31 protein-coding genes are annotated in these 26,477 nt (G+C 61.1%); 18 read left to right on the forward strand and 13 right to left on the reverse strand.

The annotated features are described in order from the left end of the window. Positions 1 to 88 precede the first annotated feature (88 nt). From ACYPYQ_RS00930 to ACYPYQ_RS00940, 3 genes are read left to right on the forward strand one after another with little or no spacing between them, the layout of a single operon-like run. A complete protein-coding gene (locus ACYPYQ_RS00930; RefSeq protein WP_459718021.1) occupies positions 89 to 2,254 on the forward strand; it encodes a UvrD-helicase domain-containing protein in 2,166 nt (721 codons plus the stop codon). Then, positions 2,232 to 2,708: an MEKHLA domain-containing protein gene (locus ACYPYQ_RS00935; RefSeq protein ID WP_459718024.1), complete on the forward strand. Its 477-nt coding sequence runs from the start codon at positions 2,232 to 2,234 to the stop codon at positions 2,706 to 2,708. The genes ACYPYQ_RS00930 and ACYPYQ_RS00935 overlap by 23 nt, the downstream gene beginning before the upstream one ends. Beyond that, a complete protein-coding gene (locus ACYPYQ_RS00940; RefSeq protein WP_459718028.1) occupies positions 2,708 to 3,052 on the forward strand; it encodes a carboxymuconolactone decarboxylase family protein in 345 nt (114 codons plus the stop codon). The genes ACYPYQ_RS00935 and ACYPYQ_RS00940 overlap by 1 nt, the downstream gene beginning before the upstream one ends. Here ACYPYQ_RS00940 and ACYPYQ_RS00945 read toward each other — a convergent pair. From ACYPYQ_RS00945 to ACYPYQ_RS00965, 5 genes are read right to left on the reverse strand one after another with little or no spacing between them, the layout of a single operon-like run. Beyond that, positions 3,043 to 3,543: a hypothetical protein gene (locus tag ACYPYQ_RS00945; protein WP_459718031.1), complete on the reverse strand. Its 501-nt coding sequence runs from the start codon at positions 3,541 to 3,543 to the stop codon at positions 3,043 to 3,045. The two genes, ACYPYQ_RS00940 and ACYPYQ_RS00945, sit on opposite strands and share 10 nt — an antisense overlap. After that, positions 3,543 to 4,313 carry a BPSS1780 family membrane protein gene (locus ACYPYQ_RS00950; RefSeq protein ID WP_459718034.1) on the reverse strand — a complete coding sequence of 257 codons (771 nt, stop codon included), beginning with the start codon at positions 4,311 to 4,313 and terminating at the stop codon, positions 3,543 to 3,545. The genes ACYPYQ_RS00945 and ACYPYQ_RS00950 overlap by 1 nt, the downstream gene beginning before the upstream one ends. Before the next feature lie 9 nt (positions 4,314 to 4,322). Beyond that, positions 4,323 to 5,264: a homoserine kinase gene (locus tag ACYPYQ_RS00955; RefSeq protein WP_459718038.1), complete on the reverse strand. Its 942-nt coding sequence runs from the start codon at positions 5,262 to 5,264 to the stop codon at positions 4,323 to 4,325. Between the two features lie 12 nt (positions 5,265 to 5,276). Next, positions 5,277 to 5,546, reverse strand: coding sequence for a DUF2782 domain-containing protein (locus tag ACYPYQ_RS00960; RefSeq protein ID WP_459718041.1), 270 nt, complete (start codon positions 5,544 to 5,546; stop codon positions 5,277 to 5,279). A 44-nt stretch (positions 5,547 to 5,590) separates the two neighbouring features. Continuing rightward, positions 5,591 to 6,307, reverse strand: a complete 717-nt coding sequence (locus ACYPYQ_RS00965) for an LOG family protein (protein WP_459718044.1) — start codon at positions 6,305 to 6,307, stop codon at positions 5,591 to 5,593. Between the two features lie 16 nt (positions 6,308 to 6,323). Between ACYPYQ_RS00965 and polA the strand changes: the two genes are divergently transcribed. Both polA and ACYPYQ_RS00975 read left to right on the forward strand, forming a co-directional pair. Then, the gene (polA, locus tag ACYPYQ_RS00970; RefSeq protein ID WP_459718048.1) at positions 6,324 to 9,059 is read left to right on the forward strand and encodes a DNA polymerase I; all 2,736 of its coding nucleotides are present in this window, start codon (positions 6,324 to 6,326) and stop codon (positions 9,057 to 9,059) included. 155 nt (positions 9,060 to 9,214) lie between these two features. After that, complete coding sequence (locus ACYPYQ_RS00975) at positions 9,215 to 10,015, forward strand: hypothetical protein (protein ID WP_459718051.1); 801 nt, start codon at positions 9,215 to 9,217, stop codon at positions 10,013 to 10,015. A gap of 614 nt (positions 10,016 to 10,629) precedes the next feature. Here the strand turns inward: ACYPYQ_RS00975 and ACYPYQ_RS00980 are convergent. After that, the gene (locus ACYPYQ_RS00980; RefSeq protein WP_459718053.1) at positions 10,630 to 10,857 is read right to left on the reverse strand and encodes a VF530 family protein; all 228 of its coding nucleotides are present in this window, start codon (positions 10,855 to 10,857) and stop codon (positions 10,630 to 10,632) included. Positions 10,858 to 10,929: 72 nt separating this feature from the next. Here ACYPYQ_RS00980 and ACYPYQ_RS00985 point away from each other — a divergent pair, with 72 nt between their 5' ends. Together ACYPYQ_RS00985 and ACYPYQ_RS00990 are read left to right on the forward strand one after the other, a co-directional pair. Then, positions 10,930 to 11,640 (forward strand): RNA pseudouridine synthase, encoded by a 711-nt coding sequence (locus ACYPYQ_RS00985; RefSeq protein ID WP_459718057.1) that lies wholly within the window; start codon positions 10,930 to 10,932, stop codon positions 11,638 to 11,640. Continuing rightward, entirely contained in the window at positions 11,627 to 11,959 is a 333-nt protein-coding gene (locus ACYPYQ_RS00990; protein ID WP_459718060.1) for a DUF167 domain-containing protein, read from the forward strand. The genes ACYPYQ_RS00985 and ACYPYQ_RS00990 overlap by 14 nt, the downstream gene beginning before the upstream one ends. Before the next feature lies 1 nt (position 11,960). Here the strand turns inward: ACYPYQ_RS00990 and ACYPYQ_RS00995 are convergent, their stop codons facing one another. Next, positions 11,961 to 12,425 carry a bacteriohemerythrin gene (locus ACYPYQ_RS00995; RefSeq protein WP_459718064.1) on the reverse strand — a complete coding sequence of 155 codons (465 nt, stop codon included), beginning with the start codon at positions 12,423 to 12,425 and terminating at the stop codon, positions 11,961 to 11,963. A 120-nt stretch (positions 12,426 to 12,545) separates the two neighbouring features. Between ACYPYQ_RS00995 and ACYPYQ_RS01000 the strand changes: the two genes are divergently transcribed. The 7 genes from ACYPYQ_RS01000 to ACYPYQ_RS01030 are packed head-to-tail and all read left to right on the forward strand — an operon-like array spanning position 12,546 to position 17,820. Next, positions 12,546 to 13,637, forward strand: a complete 1,092-nt coding sequence (locus ACYPYQ_RS01000) for a VanZ family protein (RefSeq protein WP_459718067.1) — start codon at positions 12,546 to 12,548, stop codon at positions 13,635 to 13,637. Beyond that, a complete protein-coding gene (locus ACYPYQ_RS01005; protein WP_459718070.1) occupies positions 13,634 to 13,948 on the forward strand; it encodes a (2Fe-2S) ferredoxin domain-containing protein in 315 nt (104 codons plus the stop codon). Before ACYPYQ_RS01000 ends, ACYPYQ_RS01005 begins: the two co-directional genes overlap by 4 nt. Next, a complete protein-coding gene (locus ACYPYQ_RS01010) occupies positions 13,948 to 14,568 on the forward strand; it encodes an alpha/beta hydrolase (protein WP_459718074.1) in 621 nt (206 codons plus the stop codon). The genes ACYPYQ_RS01005 and ACYPYQ_RS01010 overlap by 1 nt, the downstream gene beginning before the upstream one ends. Further along, a complete protein-coding gene (locus ACYPYQ_RS01015) occupies positions 14,565 to 15,479 on the forward strand; it encodes an ATP-binding cassette domain-containing protein (protein ID WP_459718078.1) in 915 nt (304 codons plus the stop codon). Before ACYPYQ_RS01010 ends, ACYPYQ_RS01015 begins: the two co-directional genes overlap by 4 nt. A 2-nt stretch (positions 15,480 to 15,481) precedes the next feature. After that, the gene (locus tag ACYPYQ_RS01020; RefSeq protein WP_459718081.1) at positions 15,482 to 16,261 is read left to right on the forward strand and encodes an ABC transporter permease; all 780 of its coding nucleotides are present in this window, start codon (positions 15,482 to 15,484) and stop codon (positions 16,259 to 16,261) included. Between the two features lie 4 nt (positions 16,262 to 16,265). Beyond that, a complete protein-coding gene (locus ACYPYQ_RS01025; protein ID WP_459718085.1) occupies positions 16,266 to 16,676 on the forward strand; it encodes a CopD family protein in 411 nt (136 codons plus the stop codon). Between the two features lies 1 nt (position 16,677). Continuing rightward, positions 16,678 to 17,820, forward strand: a complete 1,143-nt coding sequence (locus tag ACYPYQ_RS01030) for a THUMP domain-containing class I SAM-dependent RNA methyltransferase (protein ID WP_459718089.1) — start codon at positions 16,678 to 16,680, stop codon at positions 17,818 to 17,820. 42 nt (positions 17,821 to 17,862) lie between these two features. Here ACYPYQ_RS01030 and ACYPYQ_RS01035 read toward each other — a convergent pair whose 3' ends face one another. Both ACYPYQ_RS01035 and ACYPYQ_RS01040 read right to left on the reverse strand, forming a co-directional pair. Then, positions 17,863 to 18,999 (reverse strand): PilT/PilU family type 4a pilus ATPase, encoded by a 1,137-nt coding sequence (locus tag ACYPYQ_RS01035; RefSeq protein ID WP_459718093.1) that lies wholly within the window; start codon positions 18,997 to 18,999, stop codon positions 17,863 to 17,865. Between the two features lie 35 nt (positions 19,000 to 19,034). Beyond that, entirely contained in the window at positions 19,035 to 20,078 is a 1,044-nt protein-coding gene (locus ACYPYQ_RS01040; RefSeq protein WP_459718095.1) for a type IV pilus twitching motility protein PilT, read from the reverse strand. 53 nt (positions 20,079 to 20,131) lie between these two features. Here ACYPYQ_RS01040 and ACYPYQ_RS01045 point away from each other — a divergent pair, with 53 nt between their 5' ends. From ACYPYQ_RS01045 to ACYPYQ_RS01060, 4 genes are read left to right on the forward strand one after another with little or no spacing between them, the layout of a single operon-like run. Continuing rightward, positions 20,132 to 20,830, forward strand: a complete 699-nt coding sequence (locus ACYPYQ_RS01045; protein ID WP_459718099.1) for a YggS family pyridoxal phosphate-dependent enzyme — start codon at positions 20,132 to 20,134, stop codon at positions 20,828 to 20,830. After that, the gene (gene proC / locus ACYPYQ_RS01050) at positions 20,827 to 21,636 is read left to right on the forward strand and encodes a pyrroline-5-carboxylate reductase (protein ID WP_459718101.1); all 810 of its coding nucleotides are present in this window, start codon (positions 20,827 to 20,829) and stop codon (positions 21,634 to 21,636) included. Before ACYPYQ_RS01045 ends, proC begins: the two co-directional genes overlap by 4 nt. After that, positions 21,636 to 22,205: a YggT family protein gene (locus ACYPYQ_RS01055; protein WP_459718104.1), complete on the forward strand. Its 570-nt coding sequence runs from the start codon at positions 21,636 to 21,638 to the stop codon at positions 22,203 to 22,205. Before proC ends, ACYPYQ_RS01055 begins: the two co-directional genes overlap by 1 nt. Next, positions 22,202 to 22,489, forward strand: coding sequence for a DUF167 domain-containing protein (locus ACYPYQ_RS01060; RefSeq protein WP_459718107.1), 288 nt, complete (start codon positions 22,202 to 22,204; stop codon positions 22,487 to 22,489). The genes ACYPYQ_RS01055 and ACYPYQ_RS01060 overlap by 4 nt, the downstream gene beginning before the upstream one ends. A gap of 8 nt (positions 22,490 to 22,497) precedes the next feature. Here ACYPYQ_RS01060 and ACYPYQ_RS01065 read toward each other — a convergent pair whose 3' ends face one another. The 4 genes from ACYPYQ_RS01065 to ACYPYQ_RS01080 all read right to left on the reverse strand — a co-directional run bounded on the left by ACYPYQ_RS01065 (position 22,498) and on the right by ACYPYQ_RS01080 (position 26,476). Continuing rightward, complete coding sequence (locus tag ACYPYQ_RS01065; protein WP_459718110.1) at positions 22,498 to 23,217, reverse strand: carbonic anhydrase; 720 nt, start codon at positions 23,215 to 23,217, stop codon at positions 22,498 to 22,500. Positions 23,218 to 23,300: 83 nt separating this feature from the next. Then, entirely contained in the window at positions 23,301 to 24,257 is a 957-nt protein-coding gene (locus ACYPYQ_RS01070) for a hypothetical protein (protein ID WP_459718113.1), read from the reverse strand. A gap of 147 nt (positions 24,258 to 24,404) precedes the next feature. Then, positions 24,405 to 25,859 carry a ribonuclease G gene (gene rng / locus ACYPYQ_RS01075; RefSeq protein ID WP_459718117.1) on the reverse strand — a complete coding sequence of 485 codons (1,455 nt, stop codon included), beginning with the start codon at positions 25,857 to 25,859 and terminating at the stop codon, positions 24,405 to 24,407. Beyond that, positions 25,856 to 26,476, reverse strand: a complete 621-nt coding sequence (locus ACYPYQ_RS01080; protein ID WP_459718120.1) for a Maf family protein — start codon at positions 26,474 to 26,476, stop codon at positions 25,856 to 25,858. Before ACYPYQ_RS01080 ends, rng begins: the two co-directional genes overlap by 4 nt. Between the last annotated feature and the right edge of the window lies 1 nt (position 26,477).

Here is a 26,477-nt window from a genome sequence, read left to right on the forward strand (position 1 = left end):
TTTCAACGTGTCTCGCAGACGGGGAAGCAGTGATGCTTCCCCGTTTTGTTTGGGGGAATGACGCATCGGCCTGTGGGATAATCCAACGATGAATTCCTCCCTGCTTGCCGGCCTCAATCCCGAACAACGTGCCGCCGTCGAACTCCCCGCACGGTCAGCCCTGATCCTGGCGGGCGCGGGTAGCGGCAAGACGCGTGTGCTGACCACGCGCATCGCTTACCTCATCAGTACCGGCCAAGTCTCGCCTTCCGGTGTGCTGGCGGTGACCTTCACCAACAAGGCCGCCAAGGAGATGGTCACGCGCCTGTCGGCGATGCTGCCGATCAACACGCGCGGCATGTGGATCGGCACTTTCCACGGCCTGTGTAACCGCATGCTGCGCGCGCACCATCGCGAAGCGAACCTGCCGCAGACTTTCCAGATCCTCGACTCGGGCGACCAGCTCTCTGCCATCAAGCGCCTGATGAAGGCGATGAACGTGGACGACGAGAAATATCCCCCGCGCGAGATGCAGCACTTCATCAGCGGCCGCAAGGAAGAGGGGCTGCGCGCGCATGAGGTGGAAGCCTACGATCCCTACACGCGGCGCAAGGTGGAAGTGTTCGCCGAATACGACGCGCAGTGCCAGCGCGAGGGCGTGGTGGATTTCTCCGAATTGCTGCTGCGCTGCTATGAGTTGCTGGTGCGCAATCAGGCGCTGCGCGAGCACTATCAGGAACGCTTCAAGCACATCCTCGTCGACGAGTTCCAGGACACCAATCCCTTGCAGTATCGCTGGCTGAAGTTGCTGGCGGGCCAGAGCAACGCCCTGTTCGCAGTAGGAGACGACGACCAGTCCATCTATGCCTTCCGCGGCGCGAACGTCGGCAACATGCAGGAGCTGTTGCGCGACTTCCATGTGGAGTCGGTCATCAAGCTGGAGCAGAACTACCGCTCGCACGGCAACATCCTCGATGCGGCCAACGCGCTGATCGCCAACAATCGCGAGCGCCTCGGCAAGAACCTGTGGACCGATGCCGACAAGGGCGAGCAGATCCGCGTCTACGAGGCGGGTACCGATGTGGACGAGGCGGCCTTCATCGTGGAGGAGATCAAGCAGCTCCACCGCGAAGGCGTGCACCTCACCGAGATGGCATTGCTGTACCGTTCCAATGCACAGTCGCGCGTACTGGAGCATGCGCTGGTGTCGGCCGGATTGTCCTACCGTGTGTACGGCGGTCTGCGCTTCTTCGAGCGGCAGGAGATCAAGCATGCCTTGGCCTACCTGCGCCTGATGGAGAACACCGACGACGACAATGCGCTGCTGCGCATCATCAATTTCCCCACGCGCGGAATCGGCGCGCGCAGCATCGAGCAGTTGCAGGAGGCTGCGAAGCAATACAACACCACGCTGTGGGATGCCGCGGCCCGCGCGGGAGGCAAGGTCACCGCCTTCGTCGGCCTCATCGAAGCGTTGCGCAGTGCGACCAAGGGACTGCCACTGCCGGAGATCATGGAGCACGTGCTGGAACACAGCGGTCTGGTGGCGCATTACCAGAACGAGACAGGTGCCAAGAAACGCGAGGCACAGGAGCGGCTGGAGAACCTGAACGAGCTGATCAACTCGGCCACCCTGTTCGTGCACGAGAACGAGGACGACAGCCTCACCGCCTTCCTCACCCACGCCTCACTGGAAGCGGGAGAGCATCAGGCGGGCGACAGCGAGGACGCACTGCATCTGATGACGGTGCATGCCGCCAAGGGGCTGGAGTTCCATACCGTGTTCATCACCGGTCTGGAAGAGGGCCTGTTCCCGCACCAGAACAGCATCGACAACGGCGATCTCGACGAGGAGCGTCGCCTGATGTATGTGGCGATCACCCGCGCGCGGCGTCGCCTCTACCTCACTTTCGCCCAGAGCCGCATGCTGCACGGGCAGACGCATTACGGCCTGGTGTCCAGCTTCTTGCGCGAGTTGCCGGAAGCCTTGCTGCACTGGATCACACCGCGCTTCACCGCGCGCAAGACCTTCGACAGCGGACGCCACGAGACCGCGAGCTATGTGGCCGCATTCAACGGTGCCCCCAGTGTGCCTGCGCCGCCATCCCCGCAATCACTGTGGCGCATCGGCCAGCGGGTGTTCCACCAGAAGTTCGGCGAGGGTGTGGTGACGGATACCGAGGGCAGTGGCAACGAAGGCCGCGTGCAAGTCAATTTCAAGCGCGCCGGCAGCAAATGGCTGGCACTCGAATATGCCAAGCTCACGCCCATCTGATGCGCGCCTGCAGCTGATCGCCGAGAGCTATCAGCGACTGACCGGCAAGTCGCTGCTGCCCGATCTGCCGCAGGACGAAGCAACGCTGCACGATGCGATGTGGCATGCTCCGTTCGCCATCGTCGCACATGGCACCGAAGCCGATCCCGTATTCTTCTATGGCAACCAGTATGCCTTGCGGCATTTCGGGATGAGCTTCGAGGAATTCGTGCAACTGCCTTCGCGCCTGTCTGCCGAGCCGGTGAACCAGCAAGCGCGCGAACAGGCGCTGCGCAAGGTGGCCGAGCGTGGGTATATAGACGGCTATTCAGGGATGCGCGTAGCGAAGGGCGGTCGCCGTTTCATGATCACGGATTGCACGATCTGGAACCTGCTGGATGCGGCGGGAGGGCATCACGGGCAGGCGGCGATCTTCGTGGCACATGACCCGGACAACAACACAGGAGGGAAGTGATGGAAAAATCTTACAAGGAGATCACGCACGGCATCAGCCAGGAGCTGAGGACCTTCCGCAAGGAAGCCCAGGCACCGATGGCGGGTTTCGATGCGATGGCGATATCCGCCATGGCGGAGGGGGTGCTGAGCGCGCTACAGAAGGAACTGATCGCCACCGGTATCGCTGTCTCCACGCGTTGCGAGGGCTGCATAGGATTCCATGTACGTTCGCTGGTGAAGCTGGGCGCGACGCGCGAGCAGATCAACGAGATGCTCGCGGTGGCGGTGTATATGGGCGGCGGCCCGTCGCTGATGTATGCGGCGGAAGTGCTGGCCGCATACGAGGAATTCAGTCAGGCCTGAGCGGTTTCAGGCTGTGGGAACTTTGCCACCAGCTTGTCCGGCAGTTCGCCTTTCTGCGCCATCGAGAAGGCGGAGAACGCCATCACCGAAGTGACCAGCACGATGATCAGCGTGGGCATCAGCGCGATGCGGGTGAGTGCCGTCCACACGATGCTCGCCATGTGCGGGTCGCTGGAGACCTGGCTGATCAGCCAGGCGACAAGGATCAGCGCGGCCGAGACGGCATAGCCGATGATGAGGATGCGGCAGCGCGTCCACGCCAGACGCCAGTGCATCTGCACGAACCACACGCCGTCCTGGTTGCCGCGCCAGTTGATGTAGGCCATCAGCGTGCCGGAGAAGAACAGCGGGATCAGCAGGCTGACCATGCCCAGTTTCATGGCCAGCACGGCCGGGGTCATGAACAGGTCGAAGGCGAACAGGCCGACGATGAACAGGTTGTGCGGGCTCTGTGCCAGCCGTCTTGCTTCAGGGCTGGGATTGAATCGCATCAGGTGTTCTCCTGACCTGCGGCGGCGACCGCCGCCGGCTCGTCCAGCCACGGGAAGATGTTGCGGTAGCTGACATACAGCGAGGTCAGCCCCAGCGGCAGCAACAGCAGCATGCCGATGCCGAACGGCAGGATGCCGAGCAGCATGGTGAGCACCTGCATGATCAGGCTGTACACGGTGTAGGGGATGATGTTGCGCAAGGTGCCGGCGAAGCTGGCGCGCAGCGCGAGCCAGGGCGAGATGCCGCTGAAGAACACCAGGATGGGCGCATATTGCCAGGCCACCACCAGTGCCAGCATCAGTGTCAGCCCGATCAGCACGGCAAGCGAGACGCGGCTGTCGCCGCCCGCGATGGCCTGCATCAGTTTCTGTGAATCCTCGGCGCTGTGCATCTGCTCCATCAGTGCCGCGAACGACTCGCCGCCCACGGTCACCATCACGGTCGAGGCGAACAGCATGCCCAGCATCAGGAACGCACCCAGCGCGACCAGGCTGGAGGTGTGCTTTTTGAAACCGGCCAGCAGCATGGCTGGCGACATCTTCTCGTTCTCTTCCAGCGCGCGGCAGATGCGCATGTAGCCGGCCAGCATGATGGGCATCAGCGCGACAGCCAGCAACGGCCCGATGAGCGGCACCATCAGTGCCACGAACACGGTCAGCACGCACAGGATCGCGGCACTGATGCCGAGCAGGGGATTGCGCATCAGCAACTGGAAGCCCTGTTTTACCCAGGTCCAGCCGCGTGCGGCTTCGAGTTTGCGTATCTCCATCTTGGTCTCCTATAGCCAGACCGGCTGGCCGGTGGCGATGTGGTTGCGCAGGATGCGTTCGAACACCGCCGGATCGTGCGCGTTGACCATCTCGCCGTCGCGCGGCAGGTGCAGGTCGTACAGGCGCGAGATCCAGAAACGCAGCGCGGCCAGACGCAGGGTCATCGGCCATGCAGCGGCCTCGTCATCCGTGAATGGGCGCACCGCATGGTAGGCGCGCAGGAACCCGGCGGCGCGCGCGGCATCGAGCCGGCCGTCGGCCTGCATGCACCAGTCGTTGAGCGTGATCGCCACGTCGTACAGCAGCACGTCGGTGCAGGCGAAATAGAAATCGATCAGGCCGCCGACGCGGTCGCCCTCCATCAGCACGTTGTCGCGGAACAGGTCGGCGTGGATCACGCCGCGCGGCAAGTTGCCTGTGTCGCGCGCCGCATGCAGAGCAACTTCCTCGGTGAGCAGTCGGGCAGCCTCCGCAGGCAGGAAGCGCGACACCTGTTGCGACGCGTATGCACGCCAAGCCGCACCGCGCGGGTTCTCCATCTGTTCGCCGAAGCTCTGTCCGGCGATATGCATCTGCCCCAGCATCGCGCCGACGGCGGCGCATTGTCCCACATCAGGCTGCATCACCGACTTTCCCGACAGGCGGCTGACGATGCAGGCAGGCTTGCCGTTCAACTCGCCGAGGAAACGGTTGTCACGGTCAGCCACCGGTGCCGGGCAGGGGATGCCGTGCCGCGCCAGATGTGACATCAGGTCGAGGTAGAACGGCAGCTCGTCCGGGGTGAGTTTCTCGAACAGCGTCAGCACGAAACGGCCGTTACCGGTGGTGACGAAATAGTTGGTGTTCTCGATGCCGGCCGGGATGCCCTGCAGTTCCTGCAAGGTGCCAAGCGAATAATGGGAAAGCCAATGCGTGATGTCTGTTTCAGAGACACTGGTGAAGACTGCCATGCCTGTGTCCTGTCAGAATCTCTTGATGATCCACTGCGGCACGCGCAGGCCGGAATCCAGATTGTCCTGGCGGGCGAACTTGCCGTCGCCGCGCTCGTCGATCAGATAGTAGGGGGGGCCGTACTTGGGTGTGATCTTGATCATGTAGAGCTTGCCGTGGGAACGATATTCTTCGACGACCGTATCGCTCTGCTGGGTGATGGTCACCTCGGGGGCGGTATCGGTCTCGGCGTGCACGTTGAGGCCGATGAAGAGCAGGGCGAGCAGGGTAATGATGCGCATGATGGGTTCCGTTCGGTGTGTGGGTGGATTCTATCCGATTCGTCTTACAGGTTGAGCTGCATCTCGCGCTCCGCCTGCGAAGGCTCGAAGCCGCGTGTCTCGTAATGCTTGAAGATGGCCGCGACGACTTCCTCCGGCTCGTCGATGACCTGGATCAGGTCGAGGTCGCCGGGGCCGATCAGTTTCTCCTCCAGCAGGGCTGTCCTGAACCATTCCACCAGCCCGCCCCAGAACTTGTTGCCGACCAGGATGATGGGCATCTTGCGTGTCTTGCCGGTCTGCACCAGTGTCAGCGCTTCCATCAGCTCGTCCAGCGTGCCGAAGCCGCCGGGCATCACCACATAGGCGCTGGCGAACTTCACGAACATCACCTTGCGCGTGAAGAAGTGGTGGAAGGTCTGACTGATGTTCTGGTAGGGGTTGTTGTGCTGCTCGTGCGGCAACTGGATGTTGAGGCCGACGCTGGGCGACTTGCCGTAGAACGCGCCCTTGTTGGCCGCCTCCATGATGCCTGGTCCGCCGCCCGAGATCACGGAGAAGCCGGCGTCCGACAACAGACGCGCGATCTCCTCGGTGAGCTGATAGTAGGGATGGTCGTGCGGCGTGCGTGCGCTGCCGAAGATACTGACCGCCGGATGGATGTTGGAAAGGCGTTCGGTCGCCGAAACGAATTCTGACATAATGCCGAACACCCGCCAGGACTCCTTCGATTGCATCAATTCTGGCGATTGCGCCGGCGGCAGTTTCATATCGTTGTTCATTTCGGAATCCTAATAGATGAAAACCCTGTTGTTGGTGGACGGCTCGTCCTATCTCTACCGCGCTTTCCATGCCATGCCCGATCTGCGCAGCCCGCAGGGCGAGCCGACCGGTGCCATCCACGGCGTGCTCAACATGTTGCGCAAGCTGCGTGCCGATTTCCCGGCGGATTATAGCGCCTGCGTGTTCGACGCGAAGGGCAAGACGTTCCGCGACGACTGGTACCCCGAATACAAGGCGCACCGCCCGTCCATGCCGGACGACCTGCGTGCGCAGATCGAACCGCTGCACGAAGTGGTGGCCGCCGCCGGCTGGAACATCCTGATGGTGGACGGAGTGGAGGCCGACGACGTGATCGGCACGCTGGCGCGCGAGGCCTCGCGCAACGGCGCGCGCTGCATCATCTCCACCGGCGACAAGGACCTCACACAACTGGTGGACGACAACACGCTGTGGGTCAACACCATGAGCGAAGAGAAACTGGACGCCGCCGGCGTCACCGCCAAATTCGGCGTGCCGCCCGAGCGCATCGTCGATTACCTCGCGCTGGTCGGCGACACGGTCGACAACGTGCCCGGCGTCGCCAAATGCGGCCCCAAGACCGCCGTCAAATGGCTCGCCGAATACGGCACACTGGACAACCTGATCGCGCATGCTGACGAAGTGAAGGGCGCGGTCGGTGAAAACCTGCGCGCCGCGCTGGAATGGCTGCCGATGGGCAAGCGACTGGTCACCGTGAAATGCGATGTGCCACTGGACAAACGTTTCGACGAACTGCTCGCCCCCGCCGCCGACACCGTCAAACTGAAAGCCATGTACGAGCACTTCGGCTTCAGAAGTTTGATGCGCGAGCTGACCGGTGAAGCAGCCGCGCCGAAGCCGCGTACCACTCCCAGCGTTGCACAGCGCGACTTCACGCAACACGAAGCGCCGCAAGACCTGTTCCAGAACGACACCTCCAACTACGAAGCCATCCTCACCGAAGCCCAACTCGATAGCTGGCTGGCAAAGCTGATGGAAGCAAAGCTGGTGAGTCTGGACACCGAAACCACCGGCCTCGACCCCATGACCGCGCAACTGGTCGGCATCTCCGTCTCCATCGCGCCGCACGCCGCCGCCTACATCCCGCTGGCACATCACTACCCCGGCGCACCGGAGCAGATCGCTTTCGACCGTGCGCTGGAAATACTCAAGCCCTGGCTGGAAAGCGACGCACACAAGAAGCTCGGCCAGAACCTCAAATACGACCAGCACATCTTCGCAAACCACGGCATCGCGTTGCGTGGCATCGCCGAAGACACACTGCTGCAATCCTACGTACTCGAATCGCACAAACCGCACGAGATGGGCAACCTCGCGCTGCGTCATCTCGGCATGAGCACCATCGCCTACACCGACATCGTGGGCAAGGGCGCCAAGCAGATCGGCTTCGACCAGGTCGATGTAGAGACCGCCACCAAATACGCCGCAGAAGATGCCGACATCACCCTGCAACTGCACCAGACTCTGTCGCCGCAATTGCAAGGCCGTCTTGCCGAGGTGTATCGCGACATCGAGATGCCGGTGCGCGAAGTGCTGTTCAAGATGGAACGCAACGGCGTGCTGATCGACAGCAGCAAACTCGCGCGGCAAAGCCACGAACTCGGCCTGCGCATAAACGAGATCGAACAACAGGCCTACGAGCTGGCCGGGCAACCCTTCAACCTTGCTTCCCCCAAGCAACTGGGCGAGATACTGTTCGGCAAACTGGGTTTGCCGGTGAAGAAGAAGACTGCCACCGGCGCGCCCTCCACCGACGAAGAAGTGCTGCAGGAACTCGCGCTCGACTACCCGTTGCCCAAGCTGCTGCTCGAACATCGCGGAATGGCGAAACTCAAATCCACCTACACCGACAAACTGCCGCAGATGGTGAATGCCAAGACCGGCCGCGTGCACACCAGCTACTCGCAAGCCGTGGCCGTCACCGGACGCCTCTCGTCCAGCGATCCCAACCTGCAGAACATCCCGATCCGCACCCCCGAAGGCCGCCGCATCCGCGAAGCCTTCATCGCACCCGCAAATTCGCGCATCATCTCCGCCGACTATTCGCAGATCGAACTGCGCATCATGGCGCACCTGTCCGGCGACGAAGGCCTGCTCAAAGCCTTCGCCAACGGTGAAGACATACACCGCGCCACCGCCGCCGAAGTGTTCAGCGTGTCATTGAGTGATGTGAGCAGCGAACAGCGCCGCTACGCCAAGGTCATCAACTTCGGCCTCATCTATGGCATGTCCGCCTATGGCCTCGCCTCGCAACTCGGCATCGAAAACAACGCCGCCAAGCAATACATCGACCTCTACTTCGCGCGCTATCCCGGCGTGAAGCACTACATGGACGACACGCGCGAACAGGCCAAGGCTCAGGGTTTCGTCGAGACTTGGTTCGGTCGCCGTCTGTGGCTGCCCGAGATCAACGGCGCGAACGGCATGCGCCGGCAGGCTGCAGAACGTGCGGCGATCAATGCGCCGATGCAGGGCACGGCGGCGGACTTGATCAAGCTGGCGATGATCGCGGTGCAGGATTGGCTGGAGCAAGAGAAGCTGCAGACCAAACTCATCATGCAGGTGCATGATGAATTGGTGTTGGAAGTGCCTGAATCAGAGTTGGGGCTGGTGAAGGAGAAGGTGCGGGAGTTGATGTGTGGGGTGGCGGAGTTGAGGGTGCCGTTGGAGGTGGGATTGGGGGAGGGCAACAACTGGGATGAGGCGCATTAATTTACTAAGGAGCTTTTATGTCACTTTTTTATAGTTGCCCTATTTGCAATAGTAGTAGTGATAAAACTCCGACGAATCTCGATGGGGATAGTGTGAGTTGTCCTAGGTGTGGGAAATATTCGATTTCTCGTTCCGCTAAGCTGACGATTAAGAGTTTGCAACCGGAAGAACGTCAAATAGCTAACTTGAGTGGCTGGATTATGGAAAATCAGGGAGTGCAGATTTCATCTGCAAATCTCGATAGTTTGCTAGCACTGAGAACTCCTTCAGTTAGCGAAAAAGCAGAAAAGTTAATGCATGCCATAGAGAAGCACTCCAGATTTATTGGGGGCGAAGTGGAGATTCCATATGACAACGGCAGCAACCCATGGCTCAGCTATTCCTGGTCTCTGTCTGGAGAGGAGCTAACTTTCCTTGTTGAGAAACTTTTGATTCAAGAGGAAGGCTGGATTTCAGATAACAACAACGCATTTTCTTTGAACAAGACCGTTCAACTTACGCCTTCAGGTTACGCGTATCTAGAAAAGATTCGGCAGGAACAGGGAGCAGGTGTACAGGGATTTTGCGCTATGTGGTTTAACGAATCTGTCCTGTCTGTTTGGACTGATGCGATATCACCGGCAATCACGAAAGCAGGCTATCAACCCATTCGAATTGATGAGGTGAACCACAACAATCGGATTGATGATGAAATCATGGCGCAGATTAGGCGCAGTCGTTTTGTTGTTGCAGATTTCACTGGTAACCGAGGTGGCGTGTACTTTGAGGCGGGTTTTGCTCTTGGTTTGGGAATCCCTGTGATTTGGACTGTGCAGGATGAATGTCTAGCAGACATTCATTTTGATAATAGGCAATACAACTTTTTGCAATGGAGCTTGAGCGACATGCCGTCTTTTCTGAAGTCTTTGCAAAGCAGAATCGAAGCAACATTGGGGCAGGGCCCACTCCGTAACTAGCATGCGTAGGATGGGTTGAGCGCAGCGATACCCATCAATCCGAATCGTCGGGGGTTGCCCGACAGCAAGTTACTTTCTTTTGCTTCGCCAAAAGAAAGTAACCAAAGAAAAGGCGACCCTGGTTTGCCGCCCACCACGTGGGTACCCTGCGTTGCTCGGCAAGTCAGGCGGCTGCGGAACTCGCGCTACGCGCTCAGACAGTCCTCGCCGACTACCCCTGACTTACCTGTGCTACTCGGCGGCGCTCAAGGGAAATAAATTCAACTGCGGTTTTGTGTGCGCTTTGCGCACGTTTCTTTTTGTGGCGAGGCGGGCAATGCCCGCCTCGCGGGTTTTGCTCTTGGTTATTAGGTTTTGACTTTCTCTCCCCTGTGCACCGCCGAGTAGCGCAGGACGGGCGGGGGTAGTCCGACGAATATTTTTGAGCACGTGGCCGCGTAGCGGATCGTGCGAGTTTATGAGGAGGCCCGACCGTTCGAGCAACGCAGGGAACCCACGAAGTGGGCGGTAAGCTGGGGTCGCCTTTTCTTTGGTTACTTTTTCTTGGCGAAGCAAGAAAAAGTGACTTGCTGTCGGGCAACCCCCGACGGTTTTGACTTTGAATTATTAAGAAATCACTTCGAACGAAGCGACCGCAAATACAACTCCTCCACCTTCGCCCTGGCCCAAGGCGTCCTCCTCAAAAACTTCAAACTCGATTTCACACTCGGGTCATGCGTGAAGCAGCGGATGGGGATGGCATCGGCCATCGCTTCCCATCCCATGCTTTCGGAGAGTTGCGTGACGATCTTTTCCAGAGTGATGCCTTCCAGTGGCGGGCGTTTGGTGTCGGGTGAGTTCATGGCCGGATTTTACAGGGGAACGTGGTGAGCCTGCGTTTACAATGCGCGCCTTGTTTCGATGAATCTGCTTCCATGACCGAACCCATCCGCCTTGCCAAAGTTGTCGCCGAACTGGCCGCCTGCTCGCGCCGTGAGGCTGAGCTGTATATCGCGGGTGGTTGGGTGAAGGTGGACGGGCAGGTGGTGGAGTTGCCGCAGTTCATGGTGACGATGCAGCAGGTGGAGATCGATCCGAATGCCAGGGCGGTGCCGCTGGATCCTGTGACCATCGTCCTGCATCAGCCTCCTGCGCTGAACGACGAGGGGGTGACATCGCTGTTGCGTGCCGACACGCAGGCGGCGGACGATCACTCTCACATTCGTGTTCTGCAACAGCATTTCGTGAAGCTGACGCCGTGTCTGCCGCTGGAGTCGGGTGCGAGCGGGATGTCGGTGTTCACTCAGGATTTCCGTGTGTCACGCAAACTGGTGGATGGTGCGGCGACGGTGGAGCAGGAATATGTGGCGGAGGTGGCGGGCGAGTTGTCGGAGGATGGACTGAAGCTGCTGAATAACGGGCTGGTCTTCAACGGCAAGCCGCTGCCCCACGCCAAGGTGAGTCGCCAGAGCGAGACGCGGCTGCGTTTTGCGTTGAAGGGCGTGCGGCCCGGGCAAGTCGTATTCATGTGCGAGAGCGTCGGGCTGCAGCTGTTGGGCTTGCGTCGTCTGCGCATCGGGCGCTTGTCGATGGGCAAGTTGCCAGCGGGGCAGTGGCGCTATTTGGCTGCGTATGAAAAGTTCTAAGGCCGAGCTGGAGCTGGATGCGTTCTGCCAGTGGGATGGCGATACGCTGGTGCTGAACGTGCTGGGACGGCCGCGTGCGAACCGCACCCGCATCGGCAAGGTGATTGGCAAGCAACTGGAGATATACGTCGCTGAGAATCCGGTGCGCGGGCGCGCGACGGCGCATCTGGTGCGTTATCTGGCGGGCAGGTTCGAGGTGTCCGAGGGGGCGATCACGGTGGTGTTCGGGGTGTACAACGTGAACAAGCAGTTGCGCATCAAGGCGCCGAAACAGTTACCTGCAGTGATCGCGAAGCGGCTGGCCGCCGCTGCGGGGTGATTCAGCCGAAGATCCTTTTCAGTGCACCGCCCAGCCAGCCACCGGAGGTGTCGGATTTCTTGATCTCGACGCCGAGCGAGTTGACCACCGCTTCGACGTAGTCGGCATCGTCTCCCTTGATGTGGTTGACCAGCCAGATCTTCAGCATGCCCAGCAGTTCCGGTGCGACATTCTCGCCCTGAGAGGCGCGTTGCTGGAATTCGGCGACGCGCTTGGTGAATATCTCATGCACGCGCTTGTGTGCCTTGTAGAACGGATAGTTTGCTTTCTCCTGCAGTTCTTCCTCGAAGCTGAAGTGCGACAGGGTGTAGTCGACCAACTCGCCCAGCACATGGTTGATCACGGCCGGGTCGCCACTCTCGTTGGCGGTGTTCAATTCGTTGATCAGATCGACGATGCGCCGATGCTGTTTATCGATGACTTCGATCCCTGTGTCCAGCTCATTGGACCAGTGCAGGTATGCCATAATCCCCTCCGGTTCGATATGTCGAACGTAATAGTTTTTTTAACTGCGGGCCGCATTCTTTACCACCCCTACTGATGAGTCAACCAAAATGAGCCCGAGTCTTTTCATCGGGTATGCGTGATGCCTGTACTGCCTGCAAAAGACGAACGTTCCCTGCTGCGCCGCTATCTGCTGGCGGGTTATGTGCTGATGATCGTGTATGCCAGTCTCTCCCCGTTCGCGGGCTGGCAGGCTGGGGTGCCAACCTTCATGGAAGTGCTCGCTGCGCCGTTTGGCCAGGCCTATACCGCTTTCGACGCCGCTGCCAACTGGCTGGCTTATCTGCCGCTGGGCATATTGCTGGCGCTCAATCTGAGTACGCGATTCAAGTCTGTACACAGTGTGACGCTGGCCACATTGGCTGCGCTGGCGTTATCCATGGCTATGGAATTTTTGCAGATATACCTGCCGATGCGTGCGGCGGCCAGTGTGGATGTGCTCACCAACGGGTTGGGGGCGCTGTGCGGGGCAGGCATGGCGGTGTGGATCGCGCCGCATGCCTGGTTCATACGCGCGACACAATGGCGCATCGAGCTGTTCCAGCGCGGTGACGGCGTGGATTTCGGCCTGGCGCTGGTGATGCTGTGGATGTTCGCGCAGATCAATCCTTCATTGCCCATGCTCGGCAATGTGTTCATCACCGAAGAGGCGGGGCGTATCGCCACGGTCGCGCCGCCGCAGTTCAGCATGTGGGCGAGTGCGGCGGTGGCCTGCAACCTGCTGCTGATCGGTTTGCTGTTGCAGACCCTGTTCCGCATCCGCCGTCATGTGGTGGCGGCATTGCTGCTGATGCTGAGCGTGGTGGCGCTGGGCAAGTTCATCGCGGCGGCTGTGCTGTTGAGGTCCTGGGCCTTGATGCTATGGTTGAACGGCGAGGCCGTGCTGGGCTTGCTGGCGGGGCTGGCATTGACCGCTGCCAGTTTCTGGCTGCCGCGCGCTGCGTTGCTGTGGGCGGCGGTGCTGACCAGCGGCGCATATCTGGCATTGGCGGCAGGGGTATTGGACAGCGCCGCACCCGCTGCCGCGATGCGCTTGTATCATTGGCACTACGGCCATCTGCGCAACTTCAACTGGATGTCGCAGATCGCTTCGGCTGTGTTCCCCTTGTTGCTGGTGATCTATCTGGCCTGGGCGCATCGCCGCATCATGAGTATGGAGGAGAGTAATAAATGACCCAGTATTTCGACAAGCATGTGTTCTTCTGTACCAACCAGCGCGCGGACGGCAGTGACTGCTGCAACAACCACGGTGCGCAGAAGGCGCGCGACTATGTGAAGGACAAGGTCAAGGCGCTGGGCATCTCTGACCGGCACAACAAGATCCGCATCAATTCCGCCGGTTGTCTGGACCGCTGCGACGACGGCCCCGTGCTGGTGATCTATCCCGAAGGCACCTGGTACACCTTCGTCGACGAGCGCGATCTGGATGAGATCATCGAGGAACATCTGCAGCATGGTCGCGTGGTGGAGCGTCTGAAGATCTGATGACTGTCGCACTGAAGGATTTCGTACTGCAGGGGCCGGCAGGGCAGCTCGAAGGCGTGGCGCATCTGCCGGACGGCGAACTGCGTGCGATCGCGGTGGTGGCGCATCCCTTGCCCACCATGGGTGGCACGATGGAGAACAAGGTGGCGGTGACGCTGGCCAAGACGTTCGCCGACATGGGCTGTGCGGCCTTCCGCTTCAACTTTCGCGGCGTAGGCGCGAGCGACGGCGGATTCACCGGCGGCGACGGCGAGACGGAAGACCTGATCGCGGTGGCGCGTTACGCGCAGGAACAGTTCGGCGGCGAACTGCCGCTGGTGTTGTCCGGTTTCTCGTTCGGCGGTTATGTCGCGGCGCGTGCCGCGCAACGATTGCAGCCGCAGCATTTGGTGCTGGCCGCCCCCGCCGTCGGGCGCTTCGCGATGCCGGCCGTTTCGCCCGACACCCTGGTCGTGCACGGCGAGCATGATGACGTGGTGCCGCTGGCCGATGCGCTGGAGTGGGCGCGACCGCAACATCTGCCCATCGTGGTGCTACCGGCAGCAGAGCATTTCTTTCACGGTCGCCTGACACAATTGCGCGATATCGTGAAGAAGCATTTCAGTGGAGTTGAATTGTGAATCCAGTCATACAGGCCAAAGGCCTGCAAAAATCCTACGGCGGCCACTGCGTGGTGGACGGGCTCGATCTGTCCATCTACAAGGGCGAATGTTTCGGGCTGCTCGGCCCCAACGGCGCGGGTAAGACCACCACGCTGCGCATGCTGCTCGGGCTGATTGCGCCCGATGCGGGTACGGCTACGCTGCTCGACTTGCCGGTGCCGCAGGCCGCGCGCGAGGCACGCATCAAGGTGGGCGTGGTGCCGCAGATGGACAACCTCGATCCCGACTTCACCGTGGCGGAGAACCTGCTGGTGTACGGACGCTATTTCGGCATGCAAGACAGCGACATCGAGGCGCGCATCCCTGACTTGCTCGATTTCGCCAGCCTTACCAGCAAACGCGACGCGAAGGTGCCGACGCTGTCCGGCGGTATGAAGCGCCGTCTGACGCTGGCACGCGCGCTGGTGAACGATCCAGACGTGGTGTTCCTCGACGAGCCGACCACCGGCCTCGATCCGCAGGCGCGCCACCTGATCTGGCAGCGCCTGCGCGAACTGACGCAGCAGGGCAAGACGCTGCTGCTGACCACGCATTTCATGGACGAGGCCGAGCGCCTGTGCCACCGCCTGGCGGTGATGGACAACGGCAAGCTCATCAGTGAAGGCTCTCCGCGCGAACTGATAGAGCGCAACATCGAGCCGCAGGTGGTGGAGGTGTTCGGCGAGACATCCGGGCAGTGGGCGGACATGCATGCGGCGAACTTTGCGCAACGCTATGAAGTGAGCGGAGAGTCGGTGTTCTGCTATGTGCCGGAGGCGCAGCCGCTGGTGATGCACTTGCAGGCGCAGAGCACATTGCGCTATCTGCACCGGCCCGCGAATCTGGAGGATGTGTTCCTGAAACTGACCGGACGGGAGATGAGGGAATGAGCATGGGTCACTTTGCAGCACCGCGGTTGACGCTGCGCTTCTTCCCCATCTGGCGCAGGCACTGGCTGGTGTGGCGCAAGGTGGCGGCACCTTCCATCCTCGGCCATCTGGCCGACCCGGTGATCTACATGCTGGGCCTGGGCTATGGTTTGGGCAGTCTGTTGCCGGAGATGGGCGGTATGTCCTATATCGCCTTTCTGGCGGCGGGCACACTATGTTACTCGTCGATGAACAGCGCCAGCTTCGAGGCGCTGTATTCCGGCTTTGCCCGCATGCACGAGCAGCGCACCTGGGAAGCGATACTGAACACGCCGGTTGCGCTGGACGACGTGGTGTTGTCGGAGATACTGTGGGCGGCAACCAAGAGCCTGATGTCGGGGGCCGCTGTGCTGGTGGTGATCTGGATATTGGGGCTGTCGCATTCGCTGCTGTCGCTGTGGATGATCCCGCTGGCACTGCTGATCGGTCTGGCCTTTGCGGCTATCGGCCTCATCATGACCGCGCTGGCACCGGCCTACGATTTCTTCATGTACTACTTCACGCTGGTCATCACACCGATGATGCTACTATGCGGCGTCTTTTTCCCGGTCAGCCAATTGCCGGAAGCCTTGCAGGCGCTGGCCGCCGCCTTGCCGCTGACGCATGCGGTGGATCTGGCGCGACCGTTGATGAACGGTGCAGTGCCACCACAGGCGCTCATGCATGTCGGCGTACTGCTGACCTATACGCTGGCCGGTTTCTATATTTCCCTGGTTCTGTTCAGACGCAGATTGTCGAGGTAACTACATGTTGTGGCTCAAAGCATTCCATATCTTCTTCGTGGTCAGTTGGTTCGCGGGGCTGTTCTATCTGCCGCGCATCTTCGTCAATCATGCGATGGCGGAAGAGGCGGCGGTGAAGGAGCGCCTGAAACTGATGGAGCGCAAGCTGTACAAATTCGTCACGCCTATCGGCGCGCTGGCCGTCGTCACCGGCCTGTGGCTGTGGTTCGGTTACGGTTTCTCGGGCGGCTGGCTGCATGCCAAGACCGCCTTCGTGGCGGGACTTGTCGCCTATCACCTGTACTGCGGCCATCTGGTGAAGGTGTTCGCCGAAGACCTCAACACGCGCAGTCATGTGTGGTTCCGCTTCTTCAATGAAGTGCCGGTGCTGGTGTTGCTGGCGGTGGTCATCCTCGTCGTCGTGAAGCCTTTCTAAGATGCCTGATTATTTCGCCACCTGTCCGCGCGGACTGGAAAGACTGCTCTCCGACGAACTGACCTCGTTCGGGGCGGCCGATGTGCGCGCTACCGATGGCGGGGTCGGTTTCTCCGGTGATTGGCCGTTGTGCTACCGAGCCAACCTGCAGAGCCGCCTCGCCTCGCGCATCCTGTGGCGTGTGAAAGCGCCGATGCCGTATCGCAACGAGCAGGACGTGTACCAGGCGACCTACGATCTGCCGTGGACGCGCTGGTTCGATGTGAAGCACACCATGCTGGTCAAGGTCACCGCGATCAAGAGTCCGCTGACCAGTCTGGAATTCATCACGCTCAAGATCAAGGATGCGGTGTGCGACAAGTTCCGCGCCGAGAAGAAGGAGCGCCCCAGTATCGCCAAGCTGGAGCCCGACATGCGCATCCATGCCTTCTTCGAGGGCGACAAGTTCACGCTGTACCTGGATACCTCGGGCGAGGCGCTGTACAAGCGCGGCGTGCGCACGCACACCAACATCGCGCCGCTGCGCGAGAATCTGGCGGCGGGCATCCTGCTGCTGACCGGCTGGAAGCCGGGCATCCCGCTGCTCGACCCGATGTGCGGTAGCGGCACCTTCCTGATCGAGGCGGCGCAGATGTCGCTCAATATCCAGCCGGGCATCGCGCGCCATTTCGCTTTCGAGAAGCTGAAGAACTTCGATGCCAGGACATGGGCCGCGATGCGCGAGGCAGCCATCGCCGCGCAGAAGCCGGTGTGCGAGTTGCCGCTGCACGGCAGTGACTTGTACGGCGATGCGCTGGTGGCCGCGCACCAGAATCTGGAAGAGGCGGGCATACGCGAGACGGTGGATCTGAAGCAGTGCAACGTGCTGGAAGCATCTCCGCCGGAGAAGGAGGGTATCCTCGTTGCCAACCTGCCCTATGGCGAGCGCATGGGGGATGAAGATGAACTGGCCGAGCTGTATCCCAAGCTGGGCGATGCATTGAAGAAGAAGTTCGGCGGATGGCACGCCTACCTGTTCACGGGCGATCTCCGCATCGCCAAGTTGATGCGGCTGACCCCCTCCAAACGCACGCCGCTGTTCAATGGTGCGATCGAGTGTCGATTGTTCGAGTACAAGATCGTCAGCGGCAGTAACCGCAAATGAAAAAGCCGCCTTCAAGGCGGCTTTTCCATCAGGTGTTTCGTATCAGGTGAGCTTCAGATGTTCGGTGCCGCTCATCACATCGCGATCCTTGGTCTCGCTGCTCTCCAGCTTGATACGCAGCCGCAGGTCGTTCACCGAATCGGCGTTCTTCAGCGCCTCCTCGTAACTGATGAAGCCCCCCTCGAACAGGTCGAACAGCGCCTGGTCGAAGGTCTGCATGCCGATCTCGCGCGACTTGGACATGACTTCCTTGATCTGGTGCACTTCGCCCTTGAATATGAGGTCGGAGATCAGCGGCGAGTTGAGCAGGATCTCGAATGCGGCAGAACGCCCCTTGCCATCCTTCTTCGGTATCAGGCGTTGCGAGATGAGAGCCTTCACGTTCAGCGACAGGTCCATCAGCAACTGCTCGCGGCGTTCCTCGGGGAAGAAGTTGATGATGCGGTCCAGCGCCTGGTTGGCGCTGTTGGCATGCAGGGTGGCCATGCACAGGTGCCCTGTCTCGGCGAAAGCCACCGCGTATTCCATGGTCTCGCGGTCGCGGATCTCGCCGATCAGGATCACGTCCGGTGCCTGGCGCAGGGTGTTCTTCAGCGCGTTGTGCCAGTTGTCGGTATCCACGCCGACCTCGCGGTGGGTGATGATGCACTTGTTGTGCTCGTGCACGTATTCGACCGGGTCTTCGATGGTGATGATGTGGCCCTGGCTGTTGCAGTTCCGGTAGCCGATCATGGCGGCCAGCGTCGAAGACTTGCCGGAGCCGGTACCGCCGACCAGGATGACCAGACCGCGTTTGGTGAGCGTGACGTCCTTCAGCACCTCAGGCAGGCGCAACTCCTCGAAACTTGGGATCTTGGTGGTGATGGTGCGCAACACCATGCCGACCTTCTGCTGCTGCATGAACACGTTGACGCGGAAACGGCCGATGCCGGGCGGGCTGATGGCGAAGTTGCACTCGTGCGTGGATTCGAACTCGGCTGCCTGACGGTCGTTCATGATGCTGCGCGCAAGCTCTTGTGTGTGCTGCGACGACAGGACCTGGTTGGAGACCGGCGTCATCTTGCCATCCACCTTGAACGCCGGCGGGAAACCGGCGGTGACGAACAAGTCGGATGCCTTCTGCGAGATCATGCCTTTCAGCAGATTGTGTACGAGTTCGGTGGCCTGGCTTCTTTCCATGTGTTTCTCCTGATGCGGTGGTGCCCGGCTGCGACTTAACCGGGGAACAGGTCCTTGTTGGCTGCCTTGCCGCGTGCCTCGCTCGAAGCGACCACGCCGCGTTTGACCAGATCGGTCAGGCACTGGTCCAGTGTCTGCATGCCGATGTTGCCGCCGGTCTGGATGGCGGAATACATCTGCGGCACCTTGGCTTCGCGGATCAGGTTACGGATGGCGGGGGTACAGATCATGATCTCGTGCGCGGCAGCGCGGCCTGCACCATCCTTGGTCTTGAGCAGGGTCTGCGAGATCACCGCGCGCAGCGATTCGGACAGCATGGCGCGCACCATCTCCTTCTCGTCGGCCGGGAACACGTCGATGATACGGTCGATGGTCTTGGCGGCGGAGCTGGTGTGCAGCGTGCCGAACACCAGGTGACCGGTCTCGGCGGCGGACATGGCGAGGCGGATGGTCTCCAGGTCGCGCATCTCGCCGACCAGGATCACGTCCGGGTCTTCGCGCAGCGCGCTGCGCAAAGCGTTGTTGAACGACAGGGTGTGCGGGCCGACTTCGCGCTGGTTGACCAGACACTTTTTGGACTCGTGCACGAATTCGATCGGGTCCTCCACGGTCAGGATGTGGCCCATCTCGTTCTCGTTGATGTGGTTCACCATCGCGGCCAGCGTGGTGGACTTACCGGAGCCGGTGGGGCCGGTGACCAGCACCATGCCGCGCGGGTTCTCGGCGATGTCCTTGAAGATGGGCGGAGCCTTCAGGTCTTCCAGCGTCAGGATCTTGGACGGGATGGTACGCATGACCGCGCCGGCACCGCGGTTCTGGATGAAAGCGTTGACACGGAAGCGTGCCAGATTGGGCACTTCAAAGGAGAAGTCGACCTCCTTGTTCTCTTCGTAATGCTTGCGCTGCCCGTCGTTCATGATGTCGTACATCATGGCATGCACTTCCTTGTGCTCCATCGCCGGCAGGTTGATGCGGCGCATGTCGCCGTGCACGCGGATCATCGGAGGCAGGCCGGCGGAGAGGTGCAGGTCGGATGCTTTGTTCTTCACGCCGAAGGCGAGCAGTTCGGTGATATCCATATATAATTCCCCAGTCGTTAAACAACCGCCAATGTCGTGCAGGCCGCCGGATTATGACTGCAATCCTTTCCAACTTGCAAGCCGTGAGACGGGCTGTGGCAGACGCCGCGACGGCCGCCGGACGCCCCGTCGATGCGGTGCGTCTGCTGGCGGTCAGCAAGACCTTTCCGGCCGCCGCTGTGCGCGAGGCATATCAAGCCGGGCAGGCTGCCTTCGGCGAGAACTATCTGCAGGAAGCGCTGGACAAGATCGGGGCTTTGCGCGACTTGCCGCTGGTATGGCATTTCATCGGGCCGATACAGAGCAACAAGACGCGCGCCATCGCCGAGCACTTCGACTGGGTGCATGGTGTGGACCGGCTGAAGGTCGCCGAGCGCTTGTCGGCACAGCGCCCGTCATCGCTGCCACCCCTGAGCATCTGCTTGCAGGTCAATGTGAGCGGCGAGGCAAGCAAGAGCGGTGTGGCACCGCAGGACGTCGCGCAGTTGGCGAACGAGGTGGCGCGGTTGCCTCGGCTGCGGTTGCGTGGTCTCATGGCGATCCCCGCGCCGGCAGACGATCCGGCGCAGCAGCGGGCCCCGTTCGCGCGTATGCGCGAGTTGCTCGCGACATTGAATGCACAGGGCATGCGGCTGGACACGCTCTCGATGGGCATGTCGCATGATTTTGCGATGGCGATACAGGAGGGGGCGACCATCGTGCGTATCGGCACCGCGATCTTCGGAGCCAGGGACTATGGAGGCGAACAATGAACATCTGTTTTGTCGGTGGCGGGAACATGGCGAAGGCGCTGATCGGCGGCCTGCTCAAGCGCGGTTATGCACCGTCCAAGATCCGCGTGGTCGAGCTGGACGAGGCACGTTGCCAGCAGCTGCATCACGACTTCGTGGTGCGCGCCACGACCGACATGAGCGATGCCATCCCGTACAGCGAGATCATCCTGCTGGCCGTGAAGCCGCAACAGATGCAGGGCACCTGCCGCAATCTGGCTCCCTTGCTGACCGGGCAGCTGGTCATCTCCATCGCTGCCGGGATACGCGCGCATGACATCGCACGCTGGCTGGGGACAGGCAACATCGTGCGCGCCATGCCCAACACGCCGGCGCTGATCCGCCATGGCGTGACCGGTCTGTATGCGCTGGAGGCGGTCAGCTCGGGCAGCCGGACACGCGCCGAGGCGATCATCGAAGCGGTCGGCACCTCGTTGTGGGTGGAGGATGAATCGCTGCTGGACAGCGTGACGGCCATCTCTGGCAGCGGCCCAGCCTATGTGTTCTATTTCATCGAGGCGATGCAGCAGGCGGCGCAGGAACTGGGGCTGGATGAATTGCAGTCGCGACAACTGGTGCTGGATACCTTCATCGGCGCGGCCAAACTGGCGGATAGCAGCCAGCAGGATATCGCCACGCTGCGGGCTAATGTGACTTCCAAGAACGGCACGACCGAGCGTGCTTTGTCGACGCTGGAGGCGCACGATGTTCGCGCGCATATCGTCGCGGCCGCCCATGCTGCGGCGGAGCGCTCCCGTGAGCTGGGCGATGAACTGGGTAAGGATTGATGATGCTGTCTGAAGCGCTGTTGTTCCTGGTCGATGCACTGTTGCAGCCGTTCGCGGCGGTGTTGCTGTTCCGTTTCCACGCGGTGTGGCTGCGCGTGCCGATGCGCAACCCGCTCGGCGAGTTCGTGCTGGCGATCACCGATTTCATCGTGCTGCCGCTGCGCCGCCGCCTGCCTGCCCTCGCAGGCATGGATAGTGCCACGCTACTGCTGGCCTTCGTCTTCGAGTTCGTCTATCTCGTGGCTTTCCTCGGTTTGCAGGGATACCAGTTCGACACGTTCCCGCTGCCGGGCTTGCTGGCCTGGACATTGGTCAAGCTGCTGAAACTGAGCCTGTATCTGCTGATGGCCAGCCTGTTGCTCGAAGCGGTGCTGTCGTGGGTCAATCCGCATACGCCGCTGGCACCGCTGCTGTCGGCGGTGAACCAGCCCTTCGTGCAACCTTTGCGCCGCCGCATCCCGGCCGTCGGTAATTTCGATCTGTCCATCCTGGTATTGCTGCTGTTGTGCCAGCTGTTGCTGATCGTGCTGGTCGGCGCGCTGGAGCAGGGCGCGATGCGCTTGCTGTGAGTGTGTGGTATCGCCGCAATGGCGACGTGCTGACGCTGACGCTGCATGTGCAGCCTGGGGCCAAACGCAGCGAGGTGGCGGGCTTGCATGGCGAGGCATTGAAGGTGCGCCTTGCCGCCCCGCCCATAGAGGGGCGGGCCAATGATGCGCTATGCAGGTTCATCGCCGATATCTTCGGCGTGCCGTTGAAACAGGTGGAGCTCAAGCAGGGCGCACAGTCGCGCCACAAGGTGCTGGCGGTCAGCGGCAGCAGCGTCGATCCGGAAAGTTGCCTGAAGTCCTGAGCATCCTGTCAATGCGCGCGCAGGCGTCTCTCTGAAAGCAGGGCTTTTATATCGCCCAGTTTGCTGCGGTCGCTCTCGCCGTTCACGTTGATGAGGTGCAGCTTGCCCGCGCCGCTGTGCATGTCGTCGGCGAAGTCCATCACCGCTCCGATCACGACCAGCTCGCCCTTGCGCATCTCTTCCGCGAATTTGATCATCGCTGCACTGACCTGGTTATGCACATTGGCCTGCACGCCATCCATGTTGTTGAGGTTGGACGAGATGTTGATGGTGTCCAGCTCGCGCCGGATGGCTTCCGATTCTTTCGAATAGTTGCCGCTGACGGCGGCGATGGCACCGCAACGCGAATGGCCCACGAACATCAGTACCGGCGTATGCAGGTGATGCACGCCGTATTCCACCGAACCTTCTGCCGTGGTGAGCTGGTTGCCGATGTTGCGGATCATGAACAGTTGCCCCTCGGGCGCGCGCGCGAACATATTGGTATGCACGCGCGAGTCGGAGCAGCTGACGACGGTGGCGAAGGGGTGTTGCCCTTTGGCCAGTTCGGAGAAGAATTCGATGCGCCGTATCGACATGTAGATGCCGTTGTTGGCGGAGAGGTCATTGAGGAATGCACTCACCGCCGCGGCTTCGGCTTTGGCTTGCCCATGAGCCGGCTGGGCGTATGACTGCGGAGAGAAGCTGATCGCACAGGCAAGCAGCAGGAGGGCGTATCGGTTGAGCATGTGACACCTTGTAGACATTCCGGGTATGCAGGATAAACGCTTGGGCAGACGGGACAATAGACGAAAAGCGGGTGTTATCGGCCTTATTCCTCGTCGAACAGCATCTGCAGGCGCAGCCACAGCAGCGGATCCATGTCGTAGCTTTGCGCGTGCCGGAAATGCAATTGCGGATTGAATTCGAAGAACAACCAGCGTCGGTTCAATTGGCGGCGGTAGAGCACAGACAGCACGGCATCGTCCAGACGCGACTGGGGGCGACTCACCCCGATCAGACTGAGCTGGTATTGCACTGCGCGTTTCTCGTCCAGTGTATGGAAGACGGTGAAGTCCTGCTGCAGGTCGAAACGCTGCGGCAGGTGCAGCCATGTCACGCTGCTGGTGGCGCGGAACAGTGTCTGCTCTGCCAGCTGGCGTTCGAAGTCCACCTGTGTGGTCTCACCCAGACCGGACTGGCTGAACCAGTAGAGCGATTGCGCCGGTTTCATGCGCCATTCGCCCAGAGGCACGACGAGGCTGGCACGTGCACGGGCAAAGGGTTCAAGCGGCGCATGCAGCTTGATGCCGATGTCGGTGCTGGTGTGCCAGACCTGTTCCTCTCGCTCTTCCAGGCGCAGGGCGAGGCCGTATTCGCCCGGTGCGCGGAAAGGCCCGACACGTTGCGCCGGATTCTGGGCGGCACCCGGGCCGGCGGTGTTCTGTTCCGGATCGCTTTCCAGCAGCAGGTGCAAACGATGCTCGGTCGAAGGCAGGTGCAGCTTGACGCGACCGGACAGGGTGGTCTCGCGCTGGCCGCCGGCCAGTAACCGCTCGTCAAGGTCTAGTTGGAGCACACTGCGATTGCTCTCCTGGAAGTCGCGTTCATCGCCGAAGAAGCGATCCAGCCCGGTGATCAGCCGGACGAATTGCTCTGATACGTACTCTCGTGTGGCATCCGCCTGCTGCATGCCTGTGCTAGCCAGCGCGGGGAGCGGGTTGCCGAGCTCGGCCCAGCCCGCACCAGGCAGGCACAGCGCAATCCACAGGCATGATGCGCGGAACATGGTTATACGGGACTGTAGGGGCATTGGCGGATGATACACAGAAAAAAAGCCGGCTCGCGCCGGCTTGGAATCGCACTGTTGCTGTTGCCTTGACTCCGGACTTCTGCCAGGCAGAAAACCGGAAGGCCAGCGTTTAACGCACGACCCCTACATCAGGATGACATCGTATTGCTCCTGATTGTAAAGACTCTCCACCTGCAGCGACACCGGCTTGCCGATGAAGTCGGACAACTGGGCCAGACTCTGCGATTCCTCGTCGAGGAACAGGTCGATCACCTGCTGCGAAGCGAGGATGCGGTACTCGCGCGCATTGAACTGGCGGGCTTCGCGCAGGATCTCGCGCAGGATCTGGTAACACACGGTCTGTGCGGTCTTCACTTCGCCGCGCCCTTGGCAGGTAGGGCAGGGTTCGCACAGCACATGGGCCAGACTCTCGCGGGTACGCTTGCGCGTCATCTCGACCAGGCCCAGCGTGGAGAATCCGTTGACGCTGACACGGGTGCGATCCAGCGCCAGCATCTTGCGGAACTCCTCCAGCACGCCGTCGCGGTGTTCCTGGCTGTCCATGTCGATGAAATCGCAGATGATGATGCCGCCCAGGTTGCGCAGGCGCAGCTGGCGCGCGATGACCTGTGCCGCTTCCAGATTGGTCTTGAAGATGGTGTCGTCGAAGTTGCGGCCGCCGACGAAGCCCCCGGTGTTCACATCGATGGTGGTCAGCGCCTCGGTCTGGTCGATGATCAGGTAGCCACCCGACTTCAGGTTGACGCGCTTGGACAGCGCGGATTCGATCTCGTCCTCGATGCCATACAGGTCGAACAGCGGACGGGTACCGATGTAATGGTTCAACCTCCCCGCCGCCGCAGGACTGAAATCCGCCGCGAACTCCTGCATGCGCTGGTGGGTGTCGCGCGAATCCACCAGGATGCGCGAAGTCTCCGGTCCGACGAAATCGCGCAGCACGCGCAGGCTGATATCCAGCTCTTTGTACAGCAGGGCGGGTGCGCCGAGCTGCTTTGCGCGTTGCTGCAGCTTGTCCCACAACTTGTCCAGGTAGGCCACGTCGGTGCGCATCTCCTCGTCCGTCGAACCTTCGGCCATGGTGCGGATGATGTAGCCGCCGCCATGCTCGGCGGGGAGCAACTGCTGCAGGCGCGCGCGCAGGGTCTCGCGCTCCTCCTCGTTCTCGATGCGCTGTGACACGCCTATATGCCCTTCCTGCGGCAGATAGACCAGCAATCTCCCGGCGAAGCTCAATTGCGTGGACAGTCGAGCGCCCTTGCTGCCGATCGGATCCTTGATGACCTGCGCCAGCACGCTCTGCCCTTCGAACAATACCTTCTCGATGGGCTTGGCAGCGTCGCCGTTGATGCGGTTCTCCCAGATGTCGGCGACGTGCAGGAAGGCGGAACGTTCCAGTCCGATGTCGATGAAGGCCGACTGCATGCCCGGCAGCACGCGTTTCACCTTGCCGACGTAGACGTTGCCGACCAGACCGCGCTGGCTGCCGCGTTCGATGTGCAGTTCCTGCACCACGCCCTGTTGCATCACCGCGACGCGTGTCTCCTGCGGGGTGACGTTGATCAGTATCTCTTCATTCATGCGGTGGAGACTCCGAAAGATTGCAGCAATTCTACCGTCTCGAACAATGGTAGCCCCATCACGCCTGTGTAGCTGCCGTCGATATGCTTGACGAATGCACCGGCGGCACCCTGGATGCCGTAGGCACCGGCCTTGTCGTGTGCCTCGCCGGTCAGCAGGTAGCGGCGGATGCGCGCCTCGCTCAGTTCGGCGAAGGTGATGTCGGTAGTCGACAGGCGCATCTCCACGCGTCCCTCGAATGCGATTGCTACCGCGGTGAGCACCTGATGGCGTGTGCCGGAAAGTTCGCTGAGGATCTGCAAGGCGTGCTCGTTATCGTCCGGCTTGCCGATGATCTTGCCGTTCACGGTGACGGTGGTATCGGCTGCCAGCACCGGATAGGGACGGAGTTTGCGCAGCAACAGCGCCTCCCAGCCCGCCTCGGCCTTTTCGCGGCAGATGCGCTGCACATAGTCGACCGGTAGTTCACCATCGAGCGGAGTCTCGTCCACGCGCACTTCACGGCGCGCATCGTTGCGCAACAGCAACGGATCGAAATGCACGCCGATCTGCTTGAGCAGTTCGCGGCGGCGAGGACTCTGCGAGGCGAGATAGATGCGTGCGTGGCTGGTACTCATG

It is taken from the genome of Sideroxyarcus sp. TK5 (assembly GCF_054601595.1).

Bases quoted from the DNA above. Each gene is read 5' to 3' on its own strand.
- ACYPYQ_RS01010 (WP_459718074.1), top strand. From the start codon at position 13,948: ATGACTGTCGCACTGAAGGATTTCGTACTGCAGGGGCCGGCAGGGCAG.
- ACYPYQ_RS01065 (WP_459718110.1), bottom strand. From the start codon at position 23,217: ATGCTCAACCGATACGCCCTCCTGCTGCTTGCCTGTGCGATCAGCTTC.
- ACYPYQ_RS00950 (WP_459718034.1), bottom strand. From the start codon at position 4,313: ATGGAGATACGCAAACTCGAAGCCGCACGCGGCTGGACCTGGGTAAAA.
- ACYPYQ_RS00960 (WP_459718041.1), bottom strand. From the start codon at position 5,546: ATGCGCATCATTACCCTGCTCGCCCTGCTCTTCATCGGCCTCAACGTG.
- ACYPYQ_RS00965 (WP_459718044.1), bottom strand. From the start codon at position 6,307: ATGAACAACGATATGAAACTGCCGCCGGCGCAATCGCCAGAATTGATG.
- ACYPYQ_RS00940 (WP_459718028.1), top strand. From the start codon at position 2,708: ATGGAAAAATCTTACAAGGAGATCACGCACGGCATCAGCCAGGAGCTG.
- ACYPYQ_RS00990 (WP_459718060.1), top strand. From the start codon at position 11,627: ATGAAAAGTTCTAAGGCCGAGCTGGAGCTGGATGCGTTCTGCCAGTGG.
- ACYPYQ_RS01070 (WP_459718113.1), bottom strand. From the start codon at position 24,257: ATGTTCCGCGCATCATGCCTGTGGATTGCGCTGTGCCTGCCTGGTGCG.
- ACYPYQ_RS00930 (WP_459718021.1), top strand. From the start codon at position 89: ATGAATTCCTCCCTGCTTGCCGGCCTCAATCCCGAACAACGTGCCGCC.
- polA (WP_459718048.1), top strand. From the start codon at position 6,324: ATGAAAACCCTGTTGTTGGTGGACGGCTCGTCCTATCTCTACCGCGCT.
- rng (WP_459718117.1), bottom strand. From the start codon at position 25,859: ATGAATGAAGAGATACTGATCAACGTCACCCCGCAGGAGACACGCGTC.
- ACYPYQ_RS01000 (WP_459718067.1), top strand. From the start codon at position 12,546: ATGCCTGTACTGCCTGCAAAAGACGAACGTTCCCTGCTGCGCCGCTAT.
- ACYPYQ_RS00935 (WP_459718024.1), top strand. From the start codon at position 2,232: ATGCCAAGCTCACGCCCATCTGATGCGCGCCTGCAGCTGATCGCCGAG.
- ACYPYQ_RS00980 (WP_459718053.1), bottom strand. From the start codon at position 10,857: ATGAACTCACCCGACACCAAACGCCCGCCACTGGAAGGCATCACTCTG.
- ACYPYQ_RS01045 (WP_459718099.1), top strand. From the start codon at position 20,132: ATGACTGCAATCCTTTCCAACTTGCAAGCCGTGAGACGGGCTGTGGCA.
- ACYPYQ_RS01040 (WP_459718095.1), bottom strand. From the start codon at position 20,078: ATGGATATCACCGAACTGCTCGCCTTCGGCGTGAAGAACAAAGCATCC.
- ACYPYQ_RS01030 (WP_459718089.1), top strand. From the start codon at position 16,678: ATGCCTGATTATTTCGCCACCTGTCCGCGCGGACTGGAAAGACTGCTC.
- ACYPYQ_RS01080 (WP_459718120.1), bottom strand. From the start codon at position 26,476: ATGAGTACCAGCCACGCACGCATCTATCTCGCCTCGCAGAGTCCTCGC.
- ACYPYQ_RS00955 (WP_459718038.1), bottom strand. From the start codon at position 5,264: ATGGCAGTCTTCACCAGTGTCTCTGAAACAGACATCACGCATTGGCTT.
- ACYPYQ_RS01035 (WP_459718093.1), bottom strand. From the start codon at position 18,999: ATGGAAAGAAGCCAGGCCACCGAACTCGTACACAATCTGCTGAAAGGC.
- ACYPYQ_RS00985 (WP_459718057.1), top strand. From the start codon at position 10,930: ATGACCGAACCCATCCGCCTTGCCAAAGTTGTCGCCGAACTGGCCGCC.
- ACYPYQ_RS01025 (WP_459718085.1), top strand. From the start codon at position 16,266: ATGTTGTGGCTCAAAGCATTCCATATCTTCTTCGTGGTCAGTTGGTTC.
- ACYPYQ_RS00945 (WP_459718031.1), bottom strand. From the start codon at position 3,543: ATGCGATTCAATCCCAGCCCTGAAGCAAGACGGCTGGCACAGAGCCCG.
- ACYPYQ_RS00995 (WP_459718064.1), bottom strand. From the start codon at position 12,425: ATGGCATACCTGCACTGGTCCAATGAGCTGGACACAGGGATCGAAGTC.
- ACYPYQ_RS01020 (WP_459718081.1), top strand. From the start codon at position 15,482: ATGGGTCACTTTGCAGCACCGCGGTTGACGCTGCGCTTCTTCCCCATC.
- ACYPYQ_RS01005 (WP_459718070.1), top strand. From the start codon at position 13,634: ATGACCCAGTATTTCGACAAGCATGTGTTCTTCTGTACCAACCAGCGC.
- ACYPYQ_RS01055 (WP_459718104.1), top strand. From the start codon at position 21,636: ATGATGCTGTCTGAAGCGCTGTTGTTCCTGGTCGATGCACTGTTGCAG.
- proC (WP_459718101.1), top strand. From the start codon at position 20,827: ATGAACATCTGTTTTGTCGGTGGCGGGAACATGGCGAAGGCGCTGATC.